This is a genomic window from Paracoccus sp. 228 (assembly GCF_000967825.1).
Classification (GTDB): Bacteria; Pseudomonadota; Alphaproteobacteria; order Rhodobacterales; family Rhodobacteraceae; genus Paracoccus; species Paracoccus marcusii.
Genome location: NZ_JYGY01000001.1, coordinates 104,412 through 124,350 on the forward strand (window position 1 = coordinate 104,412; position 19,939 = coordinate 124,350).

The following is a 19,939-nucleotide window of genomic DNA, read 5'->3' on the forward strand; positions in this document are numbered from 1 at the left end:
TCACCCGTTCGATGCCATGGCGGCCATGCGGCGGCCCTGGTCGTTGGACATGGAAAGAAGGATTTCTTCGGGATCGATGATCAGGGCGATCTTTCCGTCGCCCAGGATCGTGGCGGCCGACACGCCCGGCACGCGGCCATAGTTCTGCTCCAGGCTTTTGATCACCACCTGCCGCTGATCGAAGATCGCGTCGACCCGGAAGGCCGCGCGCCTGCGGCTGTCGGTCTCGACCACGATCAGCACGCCGGTGTCGGGACCCTCCGCGGGCCGGGTGACGCCGAAGCTGGTGCACAGGTCGATGATCGGGATCAGCTCTCCGCGGTTGGACAGCAGCTGCGATCCGTGGCCCACGCCGTGCAGCATCGTGTTCTCGGGGCGCAGGGTTTCTTGGACCGCGGTGATCGGCAGGACCATCGTCTGGTCGCCTAGCTGGATCAGCATTCCCTCGACGACCGCCAGCGTCAGCGGCAGCGCGATCGAGAAGGTCGTGCCCTGACCCTCGGTCGACTGGATCATCACGCGGCCGCCTAGGTTCATGATCTCGCGGCGCACCACGTCCAGGCCGACGCCGCGACCGGACAGGGCCGACACTTCGTCCTTGGAGGAGAAGCCTGGCAGGAACAGCAGCTGATCGATCTCGGCGGGCGACAGGTTTGCGCCGGGCGCGATCAGGCCGCGATCCTCGGCGATCTGGCGCACCTTGGCACGGTTGATGCCGCCGCCATCGTCCGACACCTCGATCTGGACGCGACCGGACCGATGGGCGGCCGACAGGGTGATCGTGCCTTCCTGAGGCTTGCCGCGACGCTGGCGCGTCACGCTGTCCTCCAGCCCGTGATCGACCGAGTTGCGGATCATGTGCGTCAGCGGTTCGACCAGGCGTTCGATCATGGTCTTGTCGACCTCGGTCTGCTCGCCGATGGTGATCATGCGGACGGGCTTGCCGGTGGCGTCGGCCGCCTCGCGCAGGATGCGGTGCATGCGCTGGAACACCAGCTTCAGCGGTTGCGCCCGGATCGCCATCACGCTTTCCTGGATGTCGCTTGCCAATTGCCGGATCGCATCCAGGCCGGCGACGACGTCGGGCTGTTCGTGCAGGCCCGCCGTCTGGATAACCTGGGAAAGCATCGCCTCCTTGATGACCAGTTCACCGATCATGTTCATCAGACGATCGACCCGGTCCAGCGCCACGCGGATGGTCGGTGCGGCCGGGGCGCTGTCCTGTTGCTGGACCGCGCGCGGCGGGGCGGTGGTGGGGGCATCGCGGACGATCTGGGCGACGGGGGCGGTGTCTGCAGGCGCGGCTGCGGGTTCGGGGGTGGGCGCGGGCAGGTCGTCCTCGGTCAGCGGGCGGACCGTCAGCGCGCAGCAATCCTCGACGAACTCAAATACGGACATGACATCGGACTGGCTTGCCGCGCCGGTCAGTCGGACCCGCCACGACAGCGCGGGCTGTTCGGGCGACCAGTCCTCCAGCAGAGCGACCGCGTCGCAGTCCAGATGGACGTCCGCATCGCCCAGCTTGCGCAGGGCGTTCAGTAGGGCCATCGGATCGTTGCCCGAACGGTACAGCTGAAAGGTGGGCGTCATCTGGACCAGCAGGCCCGACGCCGGCGGCGGGACCGGATCGAAGGACAGCGGCATGTCGAAGTCCAGCGAGATCGGCGTGAACTCGAACGCGGTCTCCTCGGGGGTTTCCGTGTCGATCAGGGCTGCCAGTTCGGTCATCAGCCCGTCGACCTGGGCCTGATCCGTATCGCGGCCCGACCGGGCGCTGGCGACCAGGTCCGTCAGGCAGTCCGAACAGCGGTGCAGCAGCGCCATGATCTGGGGCGTCACGTCCAGCCGGTCCGACCGGACCAGGTCCAGCACAGTCTCGAAGCGGTGGGCAAAGGTGACCAGCGTGGTCAGGCCGAAGGCGGCAGCGCCCCCCTTGACCGAATGCACGGCGCGGAACACGGCATGCACCGTTTCCACGTCGAAGCCGGGCTGCTCGATCTGGCGCAGGCCGGTGGCCAGCACCTCGAGCAGCTCGTCGCATTCGACGAAGAACATGTCGCGGAATTCGTCCATGTCAGCCATCGTCAGCGCCCCAGGACCTTGTCGATGACGGCGATCAGACGCTCATCCTCGAAGGGTTTCACGATCCAGCCGGTGGCCCCTGCGCTGCGGGCGCGTGCCTTCAGGTCGGCGCCGCTTTCGGTGGTCAAGACCAGGATGGGCACGTCGGCATAGGCGCCGGTCGCGCGGACGTTCTCGATCAGGCCGAAGCCGTCCATGCGCGGCATGTTGATGTCGGTGATGATCAGATGCGGATTGGCCTCGCTCAGCGCGCCGACGCCGTCCACGCCGTCCACGGCCAGGAACACGTCAAAGCCCGCATTGCGCAGGGCCTTGGACACAAGCGCGCGGATTGTCGGCGAATCGTCGACCGCCAGGATACGGGTCGTCATGCGGGTCCCCCGGTTTGAAGAAGCTGGACCGAGGCGCCGACAGCCTGGATCGTGGTCAGAAACGGGTCCGAGGCGTCACGGATCGACAGCGTCTTGCCGTCGGCCTGCCACTGCTTGCGCGCTGCGATCAGCAGTTCGACCGCAAGGGTGCCCATGCGCGCGACCCCGGACGCATCCAGGACCGCATCCGCGCCCCGATGGTCCAGCAGGGTGCGGGCAAAGGCAGAGACGGCCTTGCGGTCGAACGTCTCGGGCAGGGGCAGGGCATGCATCTCAACTACCTCGTATTGTCGTCGGCGTCCCCATCGCTAACAGCCATGAGTTAAGGAACCATTGCTGCCATGGATTAATTTCGCGTCCGGCAAGTCTCTCACGGGAAACGATATTTTAATCTTTCCCGGCGATGGTCCCCTGACCCATCCAGGAGTGTCCCTGTGTCGAATCCGGTCCTGCTGATCGTTGACCCGAACCCCGCCCGCCTGACCGCCCTGCTGCGCCGATGCGAGGAACAGGGCGGTGTGACCGTGCTGGGCGCCACCACGCCCGGCGAGGCCTATGTGCTGATCGAACTGCACCTGCCGCGCCGCGTGGCCGTGGCCGCCGAATTCGCCGAATCGATCGAATTCGACGCATTGGCGGACATCCTGACGATGATCGACGCGGGCGTGGTCATCTATGGTCAGATGCGTGTGCCGGCGGGCGGATATCCGGTGATGTCCAGCCCGGAACAGATGCTGTCGCGCCTGTTCGGAGGGCTGCAGCCCGCCCGCGCCGCACCGATCCGTGCCGCAGACCCCGTACCACCCACGGACGCGGCGGCCGGGCTGATCCTGCTGGGCGCCTCGACCGGCGGAATCACCGCGTTGGAGGCCGTGCTGGCCGGATTTCGCGCCGACTGTCCACCGACGATGATCGTGCAGCATATTCGCCCGGGCTTTGCCGAAGGGCTGATCCGCCGGCTGGATCAACTGCTGGCGCCGCAGGTCGTCGCGGCGCAGGACAACATGCCCCTGCGTCGGGGCGTCGTCTATCTGGCCGCCGCGCCTGACAGGCATCTGGGCGTGACCCTGCGGGGCGGACCCCGCGCGCGTCTGTCCGCGACCCCGCCCGTGTCCGGGCACCGTCCGTCCGTGGACGTGCTGTTCTCCGACGGTGCGGCGATTGCCGATCGTCTGGACATCCGTGCCGCGCTGCTGACGGGGATGGGGGCCGACGGCGCGCAGGGGATGTGCGCGCTGCGTCGGGCAGGGGCGCACACGATCGCCCAGGACCGTGCCACATCCGTCGTCTGGGGCATGCCGCGCGTCGCGGTGGAGCTTGGCGGTGCGATCGACGTGCTGCCCCTCACGCGCATCGGCCAGACGCTTTTGACGCGGGAACCCGCCCGCCTGCGGAGGCTGTCATGATCCGCGATGCCGCGACGCGCGTCATTCATGTCGTTCAGGGCGAACATGCCATCAGCGACGATCCTGACACGATCCTGACCACCGTCCTGGGGTCCTGCGTGTCGGCCTGCATCATGGATGCGGACCGGGGCATCGGCGGGCTGAACCACTTTCTGCTGCCCGATGCGGGGCCGGGCGGTCCGGACATCCGCTATGCGGCCGCCGCGATGGAGGTTCTGGTGAACGGGCTGATGCGCCGCGGCGCCGTGCGCAGCCGCCTGCGCGCCAAGCTGTTCGGCGGCGCCCGGATGATGGCCGGCCTGCCCGACATCGGCCAGCGCAATGCCGACGCCGCCCGCCGCTTCCTGCAGGACGAGGGCATTCCGCTGATCGCCAGCGACCTCTGCGGCACGCAGGCGCGGCGCATCCGGTTCTGGCCCGTCATCGGTCGGGTGCAGCTGCACCTGCTGGGCGAGGCCCGCGCACCCGTTCGCGAACAGCCGATGCCGCAGCGTGGCGGCGACGTCGAACTTTTCTGACCGACATCCGCCGACAGCCGCGGCCCAACTGACACATCGACCCGCGATGCGCCCTCGTGGCGCCTCGCCATCCCCGTTCCGGAGAAAGACATGATGATGAAGAATACCCGCATCGCGACGCGCATCGCGGCAGGCTTTGGCCTGATCCTGCTGATGCTGGCGGTGCTTGCCGGCTTTACCTGGAACCGGATGGACCGGTTGCAGGCCATCGATGCCCAGGCCCATGATGCCGAGGTGCTTGCGCTGGCGGCGGCGGACATCAATTTCGGCGTGGCCCAGGCCGGTCTGGCGCTGGACGATTTCATGGTTTCGGCCTCGGATGCGGATCGTCAGCGGGTGCAGGACGGCATGACCTCGGTCATGGTGCTGGCGGAAAAGGCGCAGGCCCTGGGCAGTCCGCATGCCGGGGCCTTGGTCGCGCTGAAGGAGCGGCATGTGACCGAGGCCGAACAGCTGTTCGACAGCTTCCAGCCGCTGTCTGCGCTGACGGCACAGATGCGCGAACTGGGCATTACCCACCGTCGCAACATGGAACAGCTGCAGACCCTGTACCAGCAGCGTGGTGATCGCGATGCGGCTTATGCCGCGCTGCAGGCCGCCAACGAATTCCTGGTCGCGCGTGTGCGCATCGACCGCTTTCTGGAAGGCAGCGCCGTCAAGGATTTCGACGACGCGGCCGCGCCCTTCCAAAGGTCACGGCAGGCCTTGTCCGATCTGCAGCCCCGCGTGATGGGCGGTGACGCGCGCACGCTGCTGGCAACCACGCTGTCCGGTATCGACGAATACTGGTCGATGGCGCAGCAGAGCCGGACGTTGGAGCTGGTCGTGCGCGACCATCTGGCGACGCTGTCGCTGACCGAGATCGAGGTCCTGGCCGCCGTCGAACGGATCCGCGACGACGCCATGTCCAGCCTTGCCCGGCTGGAGGAGGAGGCAGCGGCGGTGATGGATGCCACGGTGATGTCACTGCTGGCAGGGGTCGCGGCCACGATCGTGATCGGCGCAGTCATTGCCGCATGGATCTCGCGTGATCTGGGGCGTCGCCTGGCGGTGACGGTCGACCAGACCAACCGGTTGGCGCGGGGTGATCTGGACGTCGAGATCCGCGGAACCGAGGGTCGCAACGAGCTGGCACAGCTGGCCCAGGCCCTGGCGATTTTTCGCCAGAACGCAGTCGAGGCGCGCGCCCTGGCCGACGAGGCCCGCCGCCTTGAGAACGAGGCTGCCGCCGCCCGCGACATCGAGGCCCGCCAGCAGGCCCGGGTCGTGCGCGACATCGGTGCCGGGCTGGACAGGCTGGCGCAGGGAGACCTGACACAGCAGATCCCGAACCCGCCGTCGGACCCGTTCCCGGCCGGCTATGACGGGCTGAGAGAGGCGTTCAACAGCGTCGTGGCGAACCTGACCGGCACCATCAACCGCATCACTGACGTCGCCGATCAGGTCCGGGGTGGCGCAAGCGAGATCACCTCTGCCGCGCAGGACCTGGCCTCCCGGGCCGAGACGCAGGCCGCTACGCTGGAGCAGTCCGCCGCGGCCCTGAACCAGATGAACGCCAGCGTCACCTCGACCGCAGAACGCGCGCGCAATGCCGAGCAGGCCAGCCGTCAGAACCGCGACATCGCCGAAACCAGCGCCGAGGTCGTGCGCGACGCCGTGACCGCCATGCGCGGAATCGAGGCGTCGTCCGACCAGATCACCCGCATCATCGGTGTCATCGATGACATCGCATTCCAGACCAACCTGTTGGCGCTGAACGCGGGCGTCGAGGCCGCCCGTGCCGGAGAGGCCGGCCGCGGCTTTGCGGTCGTCGCTTCAGAGGTGCGGGGCCTTGCACAGCGCGCCTCGGATTCCGCGCGGGAGATCAAGTCGCTGATTTCGCAGTCCGCATCGCAGGTCAAGGCGGGGTCCGCCCTTGTGGGGCGGACGGGCGACAGCCTTGGCCAGATCCTGTCCAAGGCGCATGAGGTGTCGGAACAGATCACCGCGATCTCGCTTGCGGCCAACGAACAGGCGATCGGCTTGGCCGAGGTGAACACGGGCGTGAACCAGCTGGATCAAGTGACCCAGCAGAACGCCGCCGTGGCCGAACAGGCCAACGCCGCCGCCGCATCGCTGCAGCAGCGGTCCGAGGATCTGATCCGCGAGATCGCCGGGTTCCGGATCGGCAGCCGCACCAGCCGGCCCGAGGTGGTCCGCACACGTGCATCGGCGCCGCTTCCCGTGGTCGAACCGGTCCCCCTGCGTGTCGTGGGTGGCCGCGGCGAAGGCCAGATGTTCGAGTTCTGACCGAAGCGACCTGCACCATGTCCGACCCGCGCCGATCCTGTCGGCGCGGGTTTCGCATTGCGGCCATGCCCAAGTGCCTTTCCGGCACGGCCCCGATCGGCTAGATCAGGACCGGGTTACGCAGAATGGGACATCGGCATGCTGCCTTGGGTGCAACTGGCCAGCGCGATCGCGCCGGATGGCGACACGCTGCGGCTGATGCGGCGGGGCGACGAATTCTCGATCAGGCTGCAGGGCGGAAACGAGCTGATGAATAGCCGCTTGGGTGGGTCCGAGGAGGCTTTGGCGACGCTTGCGCTGGACCGGCTGGCCGACCGGCCCGCGCCGCGGGTGCTGATCGGCGGGTTGGGTATGGGGTTCACCCTGCGCGCGGCCCAGGCCGTGGCCAGCCCCCAGGCCCGGCTGATCGTGGCCGAGATCGTGCCCGAACTGGTCGGATGGGCGACGCAGCACATGGCGGCGGTCTTTGGCGGCTGCCTGTCCGACCCGCGGGTTCAGGTGCGGATCGGCGATGTCGGCGCGCAGATCCGTCAGGCCACGACGGCGTTCGACGCGATCCTGCTGGATGTCGACAACGGTCCCGACGGGCTGACGCGGACCGGGAACGATGCGCTGTACGGGACGGCCGGTCTGCAGGCGGCGCGGCGCGCGCTGTCGCCCGGCGGCGTGCTGGCCGTTTGGTCGGCAGAGCCGGACGCCGCGTTCGAACGACGCCTGGCCGGGTGCGGCTTTGCCGTCAGCACGCATGGGGTGCGCGCCGGCGGGTCGGGCCGCGGATCGCGGCACGTGATCTGGATCGGCGTGCGGCGGGATGACTGAACCGCGCGCCCTGTTGGGGCGCGCGGCGCAAGGTTAGACGGCCTGACGGTAGGTCTGCTGATGCAGCTGCGGGCGCGGGGCCGCCATCGTGAAGCTGCTGACGATGCGTGTCAGGTCCTTGACCTCTGCGTTCAGCAGGGTGCTGGTGGCGTTGGCTTCCTCGACCATCGCGGCGTTCTGCTGGGTCACGTCGTCCAGGTACCGGACCGCGCTGTTGATCTCGGAGATGCTCGACGACTGGCGTTGGGCGGTGGAGGACATCTCGGTCACGATCCCCTCGATCTCGTTGAAGACAAGGATGATGTCGGACAGCGCCTGGTGCGTCGCGCCGACCAGCGACACGCCATGTGTCGTCTGCTGGACGCTGCGGTCGATCAGGGTCTGGATGGTGCGCACCGCCTCGGCCGATCGTTGGGCCAGGGCGCGGACCTCGGCGGCGACGACGGCAAAGCCGCGGCCGGCCTCACCGGCGCGGGCGGCCTCGACGCCGGCGTTCAGGGCCAGCAGGTTGGTCTGGAAGGCGATCTCGCTGATCACGCCGATGATCTGGCCCATCTCTCCGGCGCTGGAGGAGACGTCGTCCATCGCGGTGCGTGTCTGATCCATGATCTGGCTGCCATGCGCGGCGACCTGGCGGGCGCGGGCCGCCATCTCCTCCGCCTGGCGGCTGCGCGTGGCTGAATCGCGCACGGCCTCGGTCATCTCGTTCAGCGCGGCGGCGGTTTCCTCCAGGCTGGCCGCCTGCTGTTCGGTGCGGCGCGCAAGATCGTCGGAGGCCGCTGCGATCTCGCCGGTGCCGTTGCCGATCTGGCCGGCGGAATGGCGCACCGATCCGATGATGCTGGCAAGCTGTTCGACCGTTTCGTTGAAGCGGGTGCGGGCCGACAGTTCCGGGTCCAGCCGGGTGGTCAGATCGCCTTCGGCCAGACGGCCAAGGGCGCCCGACAGGGCCTCGAAGGCACGTTGCTGGGCATCCTCGACCTCTTTGCGGCGACCGTCGATCTGGTCCAGATAGGTCGAGATCGACAGGTCGATGTCCAGCAGGGACGCCCGCATCAGGACCGAGATGTCATCGGCCAGGCGCTTGCGGCTGGCGGCGGTCCAGGTGCGGCGTTCGCCCAGCATGTCGCGGATCACATAGTCCAGCACAAGGCCATAGCCACCGATGTACCAGCGCGGCTCCAGCCCGATCCGTGCATGCACCGCGCCGATGCGGCGGACCGACAGCGCATAGTCGGCGCCGAACTCTCCGGATGCGATACGGGCCCAGTGCTGGGCCTGGCTGCTTCTGGCGCGCTCGGTATGGGCATTGTCGGTGAAATATCGGCGCAGGACGGGGGTCGCCGCGATCTTGGTGTAGAATTCGGACAGGGCCGGGCCGACGCTGGCCGCGATCCGGGGGGCCAGGGCCTTGAGCCGGGCCTGCGCCGGGGCGTCCAGGCCCAAAAAGTCCAGCCTGTCCTGCAGGTGGATCGTGTCGTGGGAATCGGGGTGTGTCACCGCTTGATCCTTTCGCATGGCAAAGGCGGACAAGCGCAGCAATAGACCCCGCGCGTTAAGGAACGCTGAATACCGGACAGGGCGGTTCAAAAATATCACGGGGGATAAGGTGCAGGATTCTGTTGCCAGGCTCCTGCGGGCCCCGCCTTACGCTGCTAGGCGCAAGGGCTTAGGTTTCGATCTTGCGGACTGCTTACGCAGCCAGCGCGACCGGAGCACGGTTGTCATTGGCAACTGTACGTTTTGCACCGATAACGGTAGTAGCTCACCGAGACAAAGCATAACCCCTTTAGACGTTCGTCGATCCTGTTTCGGCCCCATTCGCCCCCAATGAAGGGTTGTTTGGTGGAGCCGCCGGGTACCGCCCCCGGGTCCGATCCGCTTATTACGAGCGCGTTTATGTCCATAGTCGGAATTGCTTCCGACAGGACCGATATAGGTCATCGGCACGGATGCGGCAAGGGGTCGGAACCCCGGGCCTTGGGTGCGGGTTTGACCGCAGACCCACAACCGGAGAGAACGATGACCTTCCGCACCCTGACCGCCGCCGCCCTGATCCTGTCGCCCACCGCGCTGATGGCGCAGGAGGCCATGCGCGGTGCCCCGCCGGCCGATGCGATGGCCCTGTCCGAGATCGTCGCCAAGATGGAGACGGACCTGTCCGCAGAGCTGGGCTATATCGAGGATATCCAGTGGGACGACGATGGCTATTACGAGGTCGAATACCGCACCCAGGACAACCGCGAGGTCGAGATGCGCGTCGATCCGACGACCGGCGAAGCGATGGCGCGCTGATTGCGCCCTCCAGAATGCGAACGGGCGGCCCTTGCGGCCGCCCGTTTCGTTTTGTGCCTCAGGCCACCTTGGCCAAGGGTTGCGCGGTCTGTTCGATCAGCGCGCCATGCAGGGCCTTGATGCCGGGCGCCAGCGCCGTGCGTTCCAGGATGAACTGCACGTCCACCGGCCGCGGTCCCTGCGTCGCACCGATCGCCTCCAGCCCCGCGGCCGCCAGCGCGTTCAGACCGCGGCTGAGCACTGCCAGGCCCTCCAGGTCGCGGCCCACGGCCGAGGCCATGGCCACCGCCCGCGACGACACCTGCGCCGAGGGATAGCGTTCGGCCAGGTCCTTTTCCACGCGGCGCAGCACCTTGAGGCTGCTATCGACGTAATGCGTGATCGTGTTGGCGTTGGACACCTTGCTGACGATGCGCACGCGGTGGCGGGTCAGCACCTCCAGGATGAACGCGTCATAGCCCTTGGCGCCGACCATGTCCTGTTCGAACAGTTCCAGCGCAAAGACGTTAAGGCCTGTCACGATCTCCACCGCCGGGGTGGGGGCGGGCTGGTCGTCGATCAGCGTGCCGGGATCGTGCGGCTCGAACGCGTTGGTCACGCGCAGCGGGACGCCGGACTGGCGCAGGGTCTTGGCGGCCTTGGGGTGGATCGCCTCCATCCCCAGGTTCGACAGCTGGTCGGCCACGTCATAGTTCGTACGACCCAGTTTGCGCACCGCATCCGCCCCGACCAGGTTCGGGTCGGCCGAGGAAAGGTGGAACTCCTTGTGGATGATCGCCTCGCGGGCGCCGGTCAGTGCCGCCAGCCTTGAAAACGTCACCTCGGAATAGCCGCGGTCGAATTCGCGCATCAGCCCCTCGGTGCACTGGGCATAGCCGGTGACGATGGGCATTTCGGTCGCGGGATCGACGCCGGCCATCGCGCCGGTGATGCGCTCCTCCAGCGTGACCTGTTCCGTGTCGCGCCATCCCGACAGGTCGACGAACCGTGCCTGGATGCCCACGCGCTGCAGCATCAGGGTGGTGACGAAGGCGGAATGCGCCTCTCCCAGTCCAGACAGCAGTTCGCGCGTGTGCAGCATGTGTTCCTCCAGCCGGAAATGGCCATAGGAGCACAGGCGCTGCAAGTCGATCAGGCAGTTGCGCGCCCCGACCAGCCGGTCGCGGACGAAGGCGTCGGCGCGTTCCAGGTCACCGGGATGATCCAGAACCGCCCGATGCGCCTCGATCATCGCGTCGCTGGCGTGGTCCAGCGCGGCCAGCCAGCCGTGATCACCGTCGCCCGACGCGAAGGCTGCATAGACGCCCGGCTCTCCGGACTTCTTGTGTTCCAGAAGCAGGTTCGTGATGCCGCCAAAGGCCGACACCACGAAGATCCGGCCATAGGGCGCGTCGCGGTCGGCGATCAGCACCGTGTCGCGCAGCTCGTGCACGCGCGACATCGAGGTGCCGCCGATCTTCTCGACCGTATGACCCATCACGCGGTCTCGGCAGGGGCGTAGCTGCCGTCCTCCTGATGCACCTCGGTCCCGGTGACGGGCGGGTTGAAGCAGCAGGCCATGACCAGCGTCTCCTCGGCCCGCAGGATGTGCTTGTCATGCAGGTTCAGCGCATACATCACGCCCGGCGTGATCTCATGCGTCTCTCCGGTGCCCAGATCGGTGATCGAGCCCTTGCCCTGCATGCAGAACACGCTTTCGAAATGGTGCTTGTAGTGGAACTGGTGCTCCGACCCGGCCTGCAGCGTGGTGATGTGGAACGAAAAGCCCATCCCGTCATCGGCCAGCAGCATCCGCACCGAATTCCATTGGGCATCCGACACCGAACGGTCGGTGCCCTTCAGTTTGTTGAAATCACGTACGATCATGTGAATTACTCCGCAGCAATCTTGGTGGTGGCAAGGACGTCGCGGGCGGCATCCAGCAGGATGTCGAAGCCACGCGACAGCAGCGTGTCGGGGGTGGTCAGCGGGGCCAGGACCTTGACGACCTGATCCTCGTTGCCCGATGTCTCGATGATCAGCCCGCCGTCGAAGGCGCGCTTGCAGATGGCGGCCGCCAGATCGCCCGATCCGACGTCGACGCCGCGCATCAGGCCGCGACCCTTCAGATAGGCGCCGGGCACCAGTTCGGCCAGTTCGGTCAGCCGGGCCTGGATCAGGTCGGCGCGCCGCGCCAGGTCGGCCTCGAACGCGTCGTCGGACCAGAACTTCTCGATCGCAACGCGGGCGGTCACGAAGGCATGGGTGTTGCCGCGGAACGTGCCGTTGTGTTCCGCCGGGCCGAAGACGTCATGTTCCGGGCGCACCAGAACCATCGCCAGCGGCAGGCCAAAGCCAGAGATCGACTTTGCCAGCGGCACCAAGTCCGGCATCACGCCCATCTCCTCGAACGAGAAGAACTTGCCCGTGCGGCCGCAGCCCGCCTGGATGTCGTCCATGATCAGCAGGGCGCCGTGGCGCTTGGCGATGTCCGCGATGGCGCGGACGAATTCGGCGGACGCGGCGTTCAGGCCGCCTTCGCCCTGCACGGCCTCCAGCATGATGGCGGCAGGGGCGTCGATGCCGCCCGAATTGTCCGACAGCATCTGGTCCAGCAGGGCCGCGCTGTCCAGCCCGTCAGCATAGCCGTCGAACGGCACGCGGGTGACGCCCTGCGTCTCCATCCCGGCGCCGCCGCGGTGGTATCCGTTTCCGGTCGCGGCCAGCGCGCCCATCGTCACGCCATGAAAGCCGTTGGTGAAGGCGACGACATTGGTACGGCCGGTCGACTTGCGGGCGATCTTCATCGCCGCCTCGACTGCGTTGGCACCGGTGGGGCCGGTGAACATCACGCGATGATCCATGCCGCGCGGCGTCAGGATGTGACGTTCGAAGGCGTCAAGGAACGCCGCCTTGGTCGTGGTGTGCAGATCCAGGCCGTGGGCGATTCCGTCACCCGCGATGTGGTCGATCAGCGCGGACTTCATGTCCGGATCGTTGTGACCATAGTTCAACGACGAGCAACCGGCCAGAAAGTCGATGTAGTCGCGTCCGTCCGCCCCGGTCATCACCGAGCCGCTGGCTTTGGTGAAGACCGTGGGAATCCCCCGGCAATAGGATCGGGCCGCGCTTTCGCGGCGTTCGAAAATGGCGGTTCCGGGCATGGTGGCGGTCATGTCTTTGGGCATGGAAAGTCCTTTCGCATCATGTGCGTCAGTCTGAATGCTTCGACGGGCAAAGGGATCAGGCGGCGCGGGCCTGATCGGCGTGACGGGGCAGGGTGATCGTGACCATATGCTCGGTCGCGTGCCGTCCGTCGAAATGATCGTGGCGGGTATAGTGAGGATCGTCGCTCAGCCGTCCGCCCTGCTGGCGGGCAAAGCTGCGAAACAGCGCCCAGGACGCATCGTTGTCGCGGGTGATCGTCGTGTTCAGCCGCTGCGCATCGGCGCATTCATCGCGTTCCACCAGATGCGTCAGCATCTTGCGGGCCAATCCCAGACCGCGCGCATCCGGTCCGACAGCAACCTGCCACACGAAAAGCGCGTCCTCGTTCGGGATCATGTGCCCCGAGATCCAGCCCACGATCTGATCGTCCAGCAGGGCCACGACACAGGTGTCGCGGAAGTGCTCGGCCTGCACCAGATTGCAATACATCGAATTCTCGTCCAGCGGCTTGCAGGCCCGGACCAGCTCCCAGATGGCGGCGCCATCGGTCGGGTCGGGCTTGCGCAGCGTCAGCTGGCGGGGGCGTTCGAGTTCTTGCACATCTTTGGGCATGGGCGGCGGATCCTCAATTGCTTCGACCCTCTAACTAGTCAAAACGTGCCTTGGTTGCAACCTTGGCGTGGAAAATACGCGGGAATTCGTCTAAGACCTTACGCTGGCGTGATATTTGGACACGGCCGCGTGACCGCGAGGTTCGCCTGCCGAAATATCAGGTTCCGAAAGCATGCCATATTGCCCTGTTCCGCGCGCTAATGGCATACAGGAGGGCATGAGCCAGCCGCCCGCCATTCCGCGTACCGACGCCGCGCTGATCGCGCTGCGGCGGATCCTGCGCGCCACCGAACATTATGAACGCGACCTTGCCCAGGCCGCCAAGCTGACCCCTGCCAAGCTGCGCGTCCTGCAGATCCTTGCCGGAACCGAGACGCGGTCCGCCATGCCGACCCAGCTGTCGACCCAGATGGGCGTCAGCCAGGCGACCGTGACGGCGCTGGTCGATCAGCTGGACAAGCTGGGCCTGACGCAGCGTCAGCGGTCCAGCACCGACCGCAGGCAGCTGCACGTGATCCTGACGGATGCCGGGCTGGACGCGCTGCGCAACGCGCCCGACGCGCTGCAGCAGCATTTCGTGACCGGTTTCCAGGCCCTGCAGGATTGGGAACAGGCGATGCTGGTGGCATCGCTGGAACGCGTCGCGGCGATGCTGAACGCGCAAGGCATCGATGCATCGCCACTGCTGACCCTGGGCGACATCAGCCGCCCGCGCGGCTGATCAGGTCGCGCTGCCCCAAGGGCCGTGCGGATCGTCGATCCCGTCCAGGCGCTGGAACCCGTGGGCACCGAAGAAGTCGCGCTGCGCCTGGATCATGTTCGCGGTGCCGCGCGCGGTGCGCATCATGTCGAACCACATCAGCCCGGATGCCAGGGCGGGCAGGGCGTGGCCCGCGGCGATGCCCTGCGACACCACCCGGCGCAGACCCGGCAGCGCGCCTTCGATCAGGTCGGCGAAGAACGGCGCCATGATCAGGTTGCGGGCCGGATCGTCCGCCAGCGCGTCGGCCATGTCGTTCAGCATGGTCGACCGGATGATGCACCCCGCCCGCCAGACACGTGCGATCTCCGGCAGGTCCAGCGTCCAGCCGAACCGTTCCGAGGCGCCTGCGATCATCGTAAAGCCCTGCGCATAGCACAGGATCTTGCCCGCGATCAGCGCCTGTTCCAGATCGTCGGGCGTCAGGTCGACCGCGCCGGGGGCGGCACCGAATCGGGCCTGGCCCGCCTGCCGTTCATCCAGGCGCGCGCTGACGTTGCGGGCCATCACCGCAGCCTCGATCACCGGGATGGGCGCGGACAGGTGCTGCGCCTCGATGGCGGTCCAGCGGCCGGTGCCCTTCTGGCCGGCGCGGTCCAGGATCACGTCGGGCATCGCGGCCCCGGTATGCGGGTCCTGCGCCGCGGTGACCTTGGCCGAGATCTCGATCAGATAGCTGGACAGCGTGCCGCGGTTCCAGTCGGCAAAGATGTCGGAGATCGCCGGGGCCTCTAGCGTCAGCCCGTCGCGCATCAGGCCATAGGCCTCGGCGATCATCTGCATGTCGGCATATTCGATGCCGTTGTGGACCATCTTGACGAAATGCCCCGCGCCCGCGTCGCCCATCCGTGCGGCACAGGGGGTGCCGTCATCGGCCTTGGCGGAAATGGCGGTCATCACATGCGCCACGCGGTCCCAGTCCGCGGCGTCGCCGCCGCCCATGATCGCGGGGCCGTGGCGTGCGCCCTCCTCTCCGCCGGACACGCCCATGCCCAGGAACCGGAAGGGCAGGCCGGCCGCGGCGCGGCGGTTGGTGTCGTGAAAATCCGCATTGCCCGCGTCGATCACCAGATCGTCGGCGTCAAGCAGCGGCGCCAGCGCCTGCAGCTGATCGTCGACCGCCTGTCCCGCCGGGACCATCAGGATGATCGCGCGCGGCGGCGTGATGGCCTGAACCAGCGCCTGCAGGGAATCGGTGGGGATCACGCGGGGGGCCAGATCGCCGGCCTGGGCAGCAAAGCGGTGCGTGACCTCGGTCGTGCGGTTCCACACGGCGATGGGAAAACCCTTTTCGGCGATGTTCATGGCCAGGGCGGCCCCCATCGTCCCAAGCCCGATCAGCCCGATTTCTGCCTGCGCCATCGCCGTCCTCCTGCGGATAGTTTGGTCGCGGTTTACGCTAACGGCCGGGCGGTGTCACGGGGGCGCGGCCCCGGACGCAGATCAGCGTCTGCAGCCCAGTCGCGACATGGGTCCGCGCGGATCCGTGGACCGCATGGACGTCCAGCTGGCACACGGTCAGCGTCCGGCCCGCCTTGACGACCCGGCCGATGGCCTCCAGCCAGTCGCCTTGCGCGGGGTTCAGCAGGTTCAGCTTGAATTCGGTGGTCAGCACGTCGTCGCCCTGGGCGAACAGCGTCAGCGCGGCATAGCCCCCAGCGCTGTCGGCCAAGGCCGTGGTCGCGCCGGCATGAAAATATCCCATCTGCTGGGTCAGTTCCGGCCGGAAGGGAAGGCGCAGCGTGACCTCGGCAGGGCGAATGGCGGCGATCTCGGCACCAAGATGGCGCATCAGGCCCTGGTCGCGAAAGCTGTCCTCGATGCGGGCGATGGTGTCGGGTGTCAGGGTGGTGGGGGTCAAGCGCTGCTCCTCCTGCTGGCTTGGGCGCAGTCTGGGCGCGGGCGGGGCAGGGGAAAAGCCCCGATGGCGGGGCGGACGCGGGGTCACCATGCGAAACGGGGCCCGCATGGGGCCCCGTCGCGGTCATTCGGCGGTCTGGTTCAACCGCGGCGGGTGACCGCCTGCAGGGCCAGCGCGCCCAGGGCGATCTTGACCATGTCGCCCAGGATGAAGGGTGCGACGCCCACGGCAAGCAGCCGGTCGGCCGGCACGAAGGCCGACAGCCAGATCAGGCCGGGCACATAGATCGCCACGGTCCCGGCCAGCATCGCCACCGCCCGCATGCCCAGGCCGCGGCCCTGCGCCAGCGCGCCGGTCACGATCATGGACAGGGCCATGCCGATCAGAAAGCCGGTGGTAGGCCCCGCCAGATAGGCCAGGCCCAGCCCGCGTTCCGGCGAACCGGCAAAGACCGGCAGCCCGGCCAGCCCCGCCGCCATGTACGCCCCCATCGCGGCCAGGCCGAGGCGCGGCCCCAGACCGGCGGCGATGACCAGCACCGCCAGCGTCTGCAGCGTCATCGGCACCGGCCAGAAGGGCACCTGCACCTTGGCGCCAAGCGCGATCAGCGCGGCGGCGGCCAGGGTCAGTCCGATCTTGGCGCCAAGGCTTTGTTCGGCGATGCGGTCGCGTGCGAGCAGCATGGGATGTCCCTTTCATCGAGATGTCGCGAATCGAGGGCAGCCTGCTGCGCCCCGGTTGCCGCGCATCAGACCCCAAACGGGGGGGCACGCACAAGCCTTCAGATGACAGGCGCCGGACATGCGGCCGCAAGGCCCTGTCGGCGCAACGTTTTCGATGCTCGAAACGCTGCGCCAAAATGTCGCAATCCGGCGACCGCCGGGGTCACCGGACGGATGCGGCCGGAAACCCGATACCTATTTACAGGGCGCGCGCGCACGTAAGGGCGGCCACCGTGCCCCGATGCGCAATTTTCGGTCGTCAGCGCCGATTTAGCCGCCCCAAGCGACTGTTTTCCGCCGACCAAGGGTGCTAAGCCATCCGCCAATTGCATGCCGCGACAAGGGTTCGAGACATGGCTGACGACTATCCATCGGTGGACCGCGTCATGGGAGGGCCTGCGGGCTGGATCTCGATCGCGTTCCCGACGATCCTGTTCCTGTACTTCCTGGGACTGCTGCCGGAAATCGCGCAAGGCCCGCAGGTTTATGGCTTTGACTGGGTGCCCTCGCTGGGGGTGCAGCTGTCGGTCCTTCTGGACGGGCTGTCGATGACATTCGCCCTGCTGATCACCGGGATCGGCGCGGCGGTCACGCTGTATTCGGCGCGCTATCTGGGCGATCACCCGGATTATCCGCGTTTCGTCACCTATCTGTTGATGTTCATGGTCGGCATGCTGGGCCTGGTCCTGGCCGACAACCTGATCATGCTGTTCGTGTTCTGGGAGATCACGACCATCGCGTCCTATCTGCTGATCGGCTTCAACGCCGACAGCGCGGCGTCGCGCCGGTCCGCGCTGCAGGCGCTGCTGGTGACGGGGACGGGGGGCCTGATCCTGCTGGCCGGCCTGATCGTGCTGGGCACGGTCGCGGGCACGTCGCAGCTGTCGCAGATCGTGACGATGGGCGACATGATCCGCGCGCATCCCTGGTACCTGGGCATCCTGCTGCTGTTCCTGGCGGGCGCGTTCACGAAATCGGCGCAGGTGCCGTTCCACTTCTGGCTGCCCAACGCGATGGCGGCCCCTACGCCCGTATCGGCTTATCTGCATTCGGCCACGATGGTGAAGGCGGGCGTGTTCCTGATGGCGCGCATGAACCCCGCGCTGGGCGGGACGGATGCGTGGTTCTGGATCCTGACACTGTTCGGCGGGGTCACGGCGGTCTTCGCCTCGGTCATGGCGCTGCGCCAGACCGACATCAAGCAGGTGCTGGCCTATACCACGCTGATGGCGCTGGGCACGCTGACGATGTTCATCGGCGCGGGCACGCATTACGCCATCGTCGCGGCGATGCTGTTCCTGGTGGTGCACTCGCTCTACAAGGCGGCGCTGTTCCTGATGATCGGCATCGTCGATCATGCCACCGGCACGCGCGATGCGGGCGTCCTGGGCGGCCTGTCCAAGGCGATGCCGCTGACCGGGCTTGCCGCCGCGCTGGCCGCGATCAGCATGGCGGGCATTCCGCCGATGATCGGCTTTATCGGCAAGGAATTTATGTACAAGGCCGGCCTGGGGCTGGACGGGTTCGGCGCGTTCTGGGTGACCGCGATGGCCTTCGCGGCATCGGTCCTGATGTTTGCCGTCGGCGGCATCGTCGCGCTCAAGCCGTTCCGCGGCGATCTGCGCCCGACCCCCACCACTCCACATGAGGGGCCGTGGGCGATGCTGGCGGGTCCGCTGGTCCTTGGCGCACTGTCGCTGATCTTCGGCCTGCTGCCGGGCGTGCTGGGCCACTACCTGGTCGGACCCGCCACCCATGCCGTCTTCGGAGAGGTCCGCGAGGTGCACCTGTACCTGTGGGGCGGCATCAATATGGCGCTGATCCTGTCGCTGCTGACCTTCCTGGCCGGCTGGCTGGTCTATCGCCGCCATCAGGCGATCCGCGACCGCCTGGCCGCGTTCGAGGCGCGCAGCCCGATCGATTTCGACGCGGGCTGGGACCGTCTGCTGGACGGGTTCAAGGCCTTCGCCGCCTGGCAGACCAACCTGATCCAGACCGGCAGCCTGCAGCGCTACATGGCCGTGATGTTCGCGACCTTTGTCGTGATGGTCGGCGGCTCGTATCTGATCAAGGGCGCGTTCCAGGGCGTGCCGGGCCTGTCGGCCGAGGGCGTGCACCCGATCCAATGGACGGTGCTGGGCCTGATCGTGGCGGGCGCGATCCTGACCGTCTGGACGCACAGCCGCATGACGGCCATCGCCGGGATGGGCGCGTCGGGCATCGGCGTGTCGCTGATCTTCATCATGTTCAGCGCCCCCGACGTGGCCATCACCCAGCTGCTGGTCGAGGTGCTGGTCGTCGTGCTGGTCAGCGTCGTCATGCTGCGCCTGCCCTATCTGCCGCGCCGGTCCAAGACCCGGTTCCGCACCGGACACGCGGTCATCGCGGGGGGCGCGGGCCTGGTCACGACCTTCCTGCTGATGTCGGTGATGGCGACCGATTTCGACCGCCGCCTGACGTCCTTCTTCGAGGCCGCGTCCTATCCGGAGGCGCATGGCCGCAACATCGTCAACGTCATCCTGGTCGACTTCCGCGCCCTGGATACGTTCGGAGAGATCACCGTCGTGGCCATCGCCGCCATCGCCGCGTTCGCCCTGCTGCGCGGTGCCACCCGCCGCAAGCCCGAGGAGGAGAGCTGAGATGCAGTCGCTGATCCTGACCACCACCACGCGCCTGCTGGCGGCCCTGCTGCTGATGTTCTCGGTCTATGCGCTGCTGCGCGGGCACAACCTGCCCGGCGGCGGCTTCATCGGCGGGCTGATCGGGGCCACGGCGTTCATCCTCTATACCATCGCCACCTCGGTCGAGGAGGCGCAGGCCGCGCTGCGCATCGATCCGTCGAACCTGGCGATGGCGGGCCTGGGCGTTGCTGCCCTGGGGGGCATCGGCGCGGCCTTCGCGGGCCAGCCCTTCTTCACCGGACAGTGGCTGTTCCTGTTTCGCGACGGCGACAGCTATGTGCCGCTGTCCACCGTCCTCGTCTTCGACATCGGAGTCTACATGGCCGTCTTCGGCGGAATCCTGACCCTGGTCTTTGCCCTGGAACAGGAGATCTGA

At 67.3% G+C, this 19,939-nt stretch carries 19 protein-coding genes and 1 other RNA gene; 8 read left to right on the top strand and 12 right to left on the bottom strand.

Annotated elements, in window-relative coordinates:
- The 3 genes from SY26_RS00480 to SY26_RS00490 are packed head-to-tail and all read right to left on the bottom strand — an operon-like array spanning position 1 to position 2,725.
- Complete coding sequence (locus tag SY26_RS00480; RefSeq protein WP_052715058.1) at positions 1-2,082, bottom strand: chemotaxis protein CheA; 2,082 nt, start codon at positions 2,080-2,082, stop codon at positions 1-3.
- 2 nt (positions 2,083-2,084) lie between these two features.
- Entirely contained in the window at positions 2,085-2,453 is a 369-nt protein-coding gene (locus SY26_RS00485; RefSeq protein WP_045998845.1) for a response regulator, read from the bottom strand.
- Positions 2,450-2,725: an STAS domain-containing protein gene (locus SY26_RS00490; protein ID WP_042250649.1), complete on the bottom strand. Its 276-nt coding sequence runs from the start codon at positions 2,723-2,725 to the stop codon at positions 2,450-2,452. Before SY26_RS00490 ends, SY26_RS00485 begins: the two co-directional genes overlap by 4 nt.
- Before the next feature lie 162 nt (positions 2,726-2,887).
- On the opposite strand from SY26_RS00490, the gene SY26_RS00495 reads away from it, so the two are divergent.
- From SY26_RS00495 to SY26_RS00510, 4 genes are all read left to right on the top strand, one after another.
- A complete protein-coding gene (locus SY26_RS00495) occupies positions 2,888-3,859 on the top strand; it encodes a CheB methylesterase domain-containing protein (protein ID WP_045998846.1) in 972 nt (323 codons plus the stop codon).
- On the top strand, positions 3,856-4,377 hold the full coding sequence (locus tag SY26_RS00500; protein ID WP_045998847.1) for a chemotaxis protein CheD: 522 nt from the start codon (positions 3,856-3,858) through the stop codon (positions 4,375-4,377). The genes SY26_RS00495 and SY26_RS00500 overlap by 4 nt, the downstream gene beginning before the upstream one ends.
- A gap of 90 nt (positions 4,378-4,467) precedes the next feature.
- The gene (locus tag SY26_RS21785) at positions 4,468-6,666 is read left to right on the top strand and encodes a methyl-accepting chemotaxis protein (RefSeq protein ID WP_052715059.1); all 2,199 of its coding nucleotides are present in this window, start codon (positions 4,468-4,470) and stop codon (positions 6,664-6,666) included.
- A 138-nt stretch (positions 6,667-6,804) separates the two neighbouring features.
- Positions 6,805-7,485 (top strand): spermidine synthase, encoded by a 681-nt coding sequence (locus SY26_RS00510; RefSeq protein WP_045998848.1) that lies wholly within the window; start codon positions 6,805-6,807, stop codon positions 7,483-7,485.
- A 33-nt stretch (positions 7,486-7,518) separates the two neighbouring features.
- On the opposite strand, the gene SY26_RS00515 is transcribed toward SY26_RS00510, so the two are convergent.
- Positions 7,519-8,985, bottom strand: a complete 1,467-nt coding sequence (locus SY26_RS00515; protein ID WP_232303230.1) for a methyl-accepting chemotaxis protein — start codon at positions 8,983-8,985, stop codon at positions 7,519-7,521.
- A gap of 108 nt (positions 8,986-9,093) precedes the next feature.
- Positions 9,094-9,450, bottom strand: a transfer-messenger RNA (tmRNA) gene (ssrA, locus tag SY26_RS20135).
- A gap of 57 nt (positions 9,451-9,507) precedes the next feature.
- Here ssrA and SY26_RS00520 point away from each other — a divergent pair.
- Positions 9,508-9,780, top strand: a complete 273-nt coding sequence (locus SY26_RS00520) for a PepSY domain-containing protein (RefSeq protein ID WP_084693624.1) — start codon at positions 9,508-9,510, stop codon at positions 9,778-9,780.
- 58 nt (positions 9,781-9,838) lie between these two features.
- Here SY26_RS00520 and SY26_RS00525 read toward each other — a convergent pair whose 3' ends face one another.
- The 4 genes from SY26_RS00525 to ectA are packed head-to-tail and all read right to left on the bottom strand — an operon-like array spanning position 9,839 to position 13,539.
- Positions 9,839-11,257, bottom strand: coding sequence for an aspartate kinase (locus tag SY26_RS00525; protein ID WP_045998849.1), 1,419 nt, complete (start codon positions 11,255-11,257; stop codon positions 9,839-9,841).
- Positions 11,257-11,646 carry an ectoine synthase gene (locus SY26_RS00530; RefSeq protein ID WP_045998850.1) on the bottom strand — a complete coding sequence of 130 codons (390 nt, stop codon included), beginning with the start codon at positions 11,644-11,646 and terminating at the stop codon, positions 11,257-11,259. Before SY26_RS00530 ends, SY26_RS00525 begins: the two co-directional genes overlap by 1 nt.
- Before the next feature lie 5 nt (positions 11,647-11,651).
- Positions 11,652-12,947, bottom strand: a complete 1,296-nt coding sequence (gene ectB / locus SY26_RS00535; protein ID WP_045998851.1) for a diaminobutyrate--2-oxoglutarate transaminase — start codon at positions 12,945-12,947, stop codon at positions 11,652-11,654.
- A gap of 55 nt (positions 12,948-13,002) precedes the next feature.
- Positions 13,003-13,539: a diaminobutyrate acetyltransferase gene (ectA, locus tag SY26_RS00540; protein ID WP_045998852.1), complete on the bottom strand. Its 537-nt coding sequence runs from the start codon at positions 13,537-13,539 to the stop codon at positions 13,003-13,005.
- A gap of 217 nt (positions 13,540-13,756) precedes the next feature.
- Here ectA and SY26_RS00545 point away from each other — a divergent pair, with 217 nt between their 5' ends.
- Positions 13,757-14,260: a MarR family winged helix-turn-helix transcriptional regulator gene (locus SY26_RS00545; RefSeq protein WP_045998853.1), complete on the top strand. Its 504-nt coding sequence runs from the start codon at positions 13,757-13,759 to the stop codon at positions 14,258-14,260.
- Here the strand turns inward: SY26_RS00545 and gndA are convergent, their stop codons facing one another.
- The 3 genes from gndA to SY26_RS00560 form a co-directional block, all read right to left on the bottom strand.
- Positions 14,261-15,661, bottom strand: coding sequence for an NADP-dependent phosphogluconate dehydrogenase (gndA, locus tag SY26_RS00550; RefSeq protein ID WP_045998854.1), 1,401 nt, complete (start codon positions 15,659-15,661; stop codon positions 14,261-14,263).
- 37 nt (positions 15,662-15,698) lie between these two features.
- Positions 15,699-16,160 (bottom strand): PaaI family thioesterase, encoded by a 462-nt coding sequence (locus SY26_RS00555; protein WP_045998855.1) that lies wholly within the window; start codon positions 16,158-16,160, stop codon positions 15,699-15,701.
- Positions 16,161-16,300: 140 nt separating this feature from the next.
- Complete coding sequence (locus SY26_RS00560; RefSeq protein ID WP_045998856.1) at positions 16,301-16,843, bottom strand: biotin transporter BioY; 543 nt, start codon at positions 16,841-16,843, stop codon at positions 16,301-16,303.
- 392 nt (positions 16,844-17,235) lie between these two features.
- Here SY26_RS00560 and SY26_RS00565 point away from each other — a divergent pair, with 392 nt between their 5' ends.
- Positions 17,236-19,521 (top strand): putative monovalent cation/H+ antiporter subunit A, encoded by a 2,286-nt coding sequence (locus SY26_RS00565; protein ID WP_045998857.1) that lies wholly within the window; start codon positions 17,236-17,238, stop codon positions 19,519-19,521.
- A 1-nt stretch (position 19,522) separates the two neighbouring features.
- Entirely contained in the window at positions 19,523-19,939 is a 417-nt protein-coding gene (locus SY26_RS00570; protein WP_045998858.1) for a Na+/H+ antiporter subunit B, read from the top strand.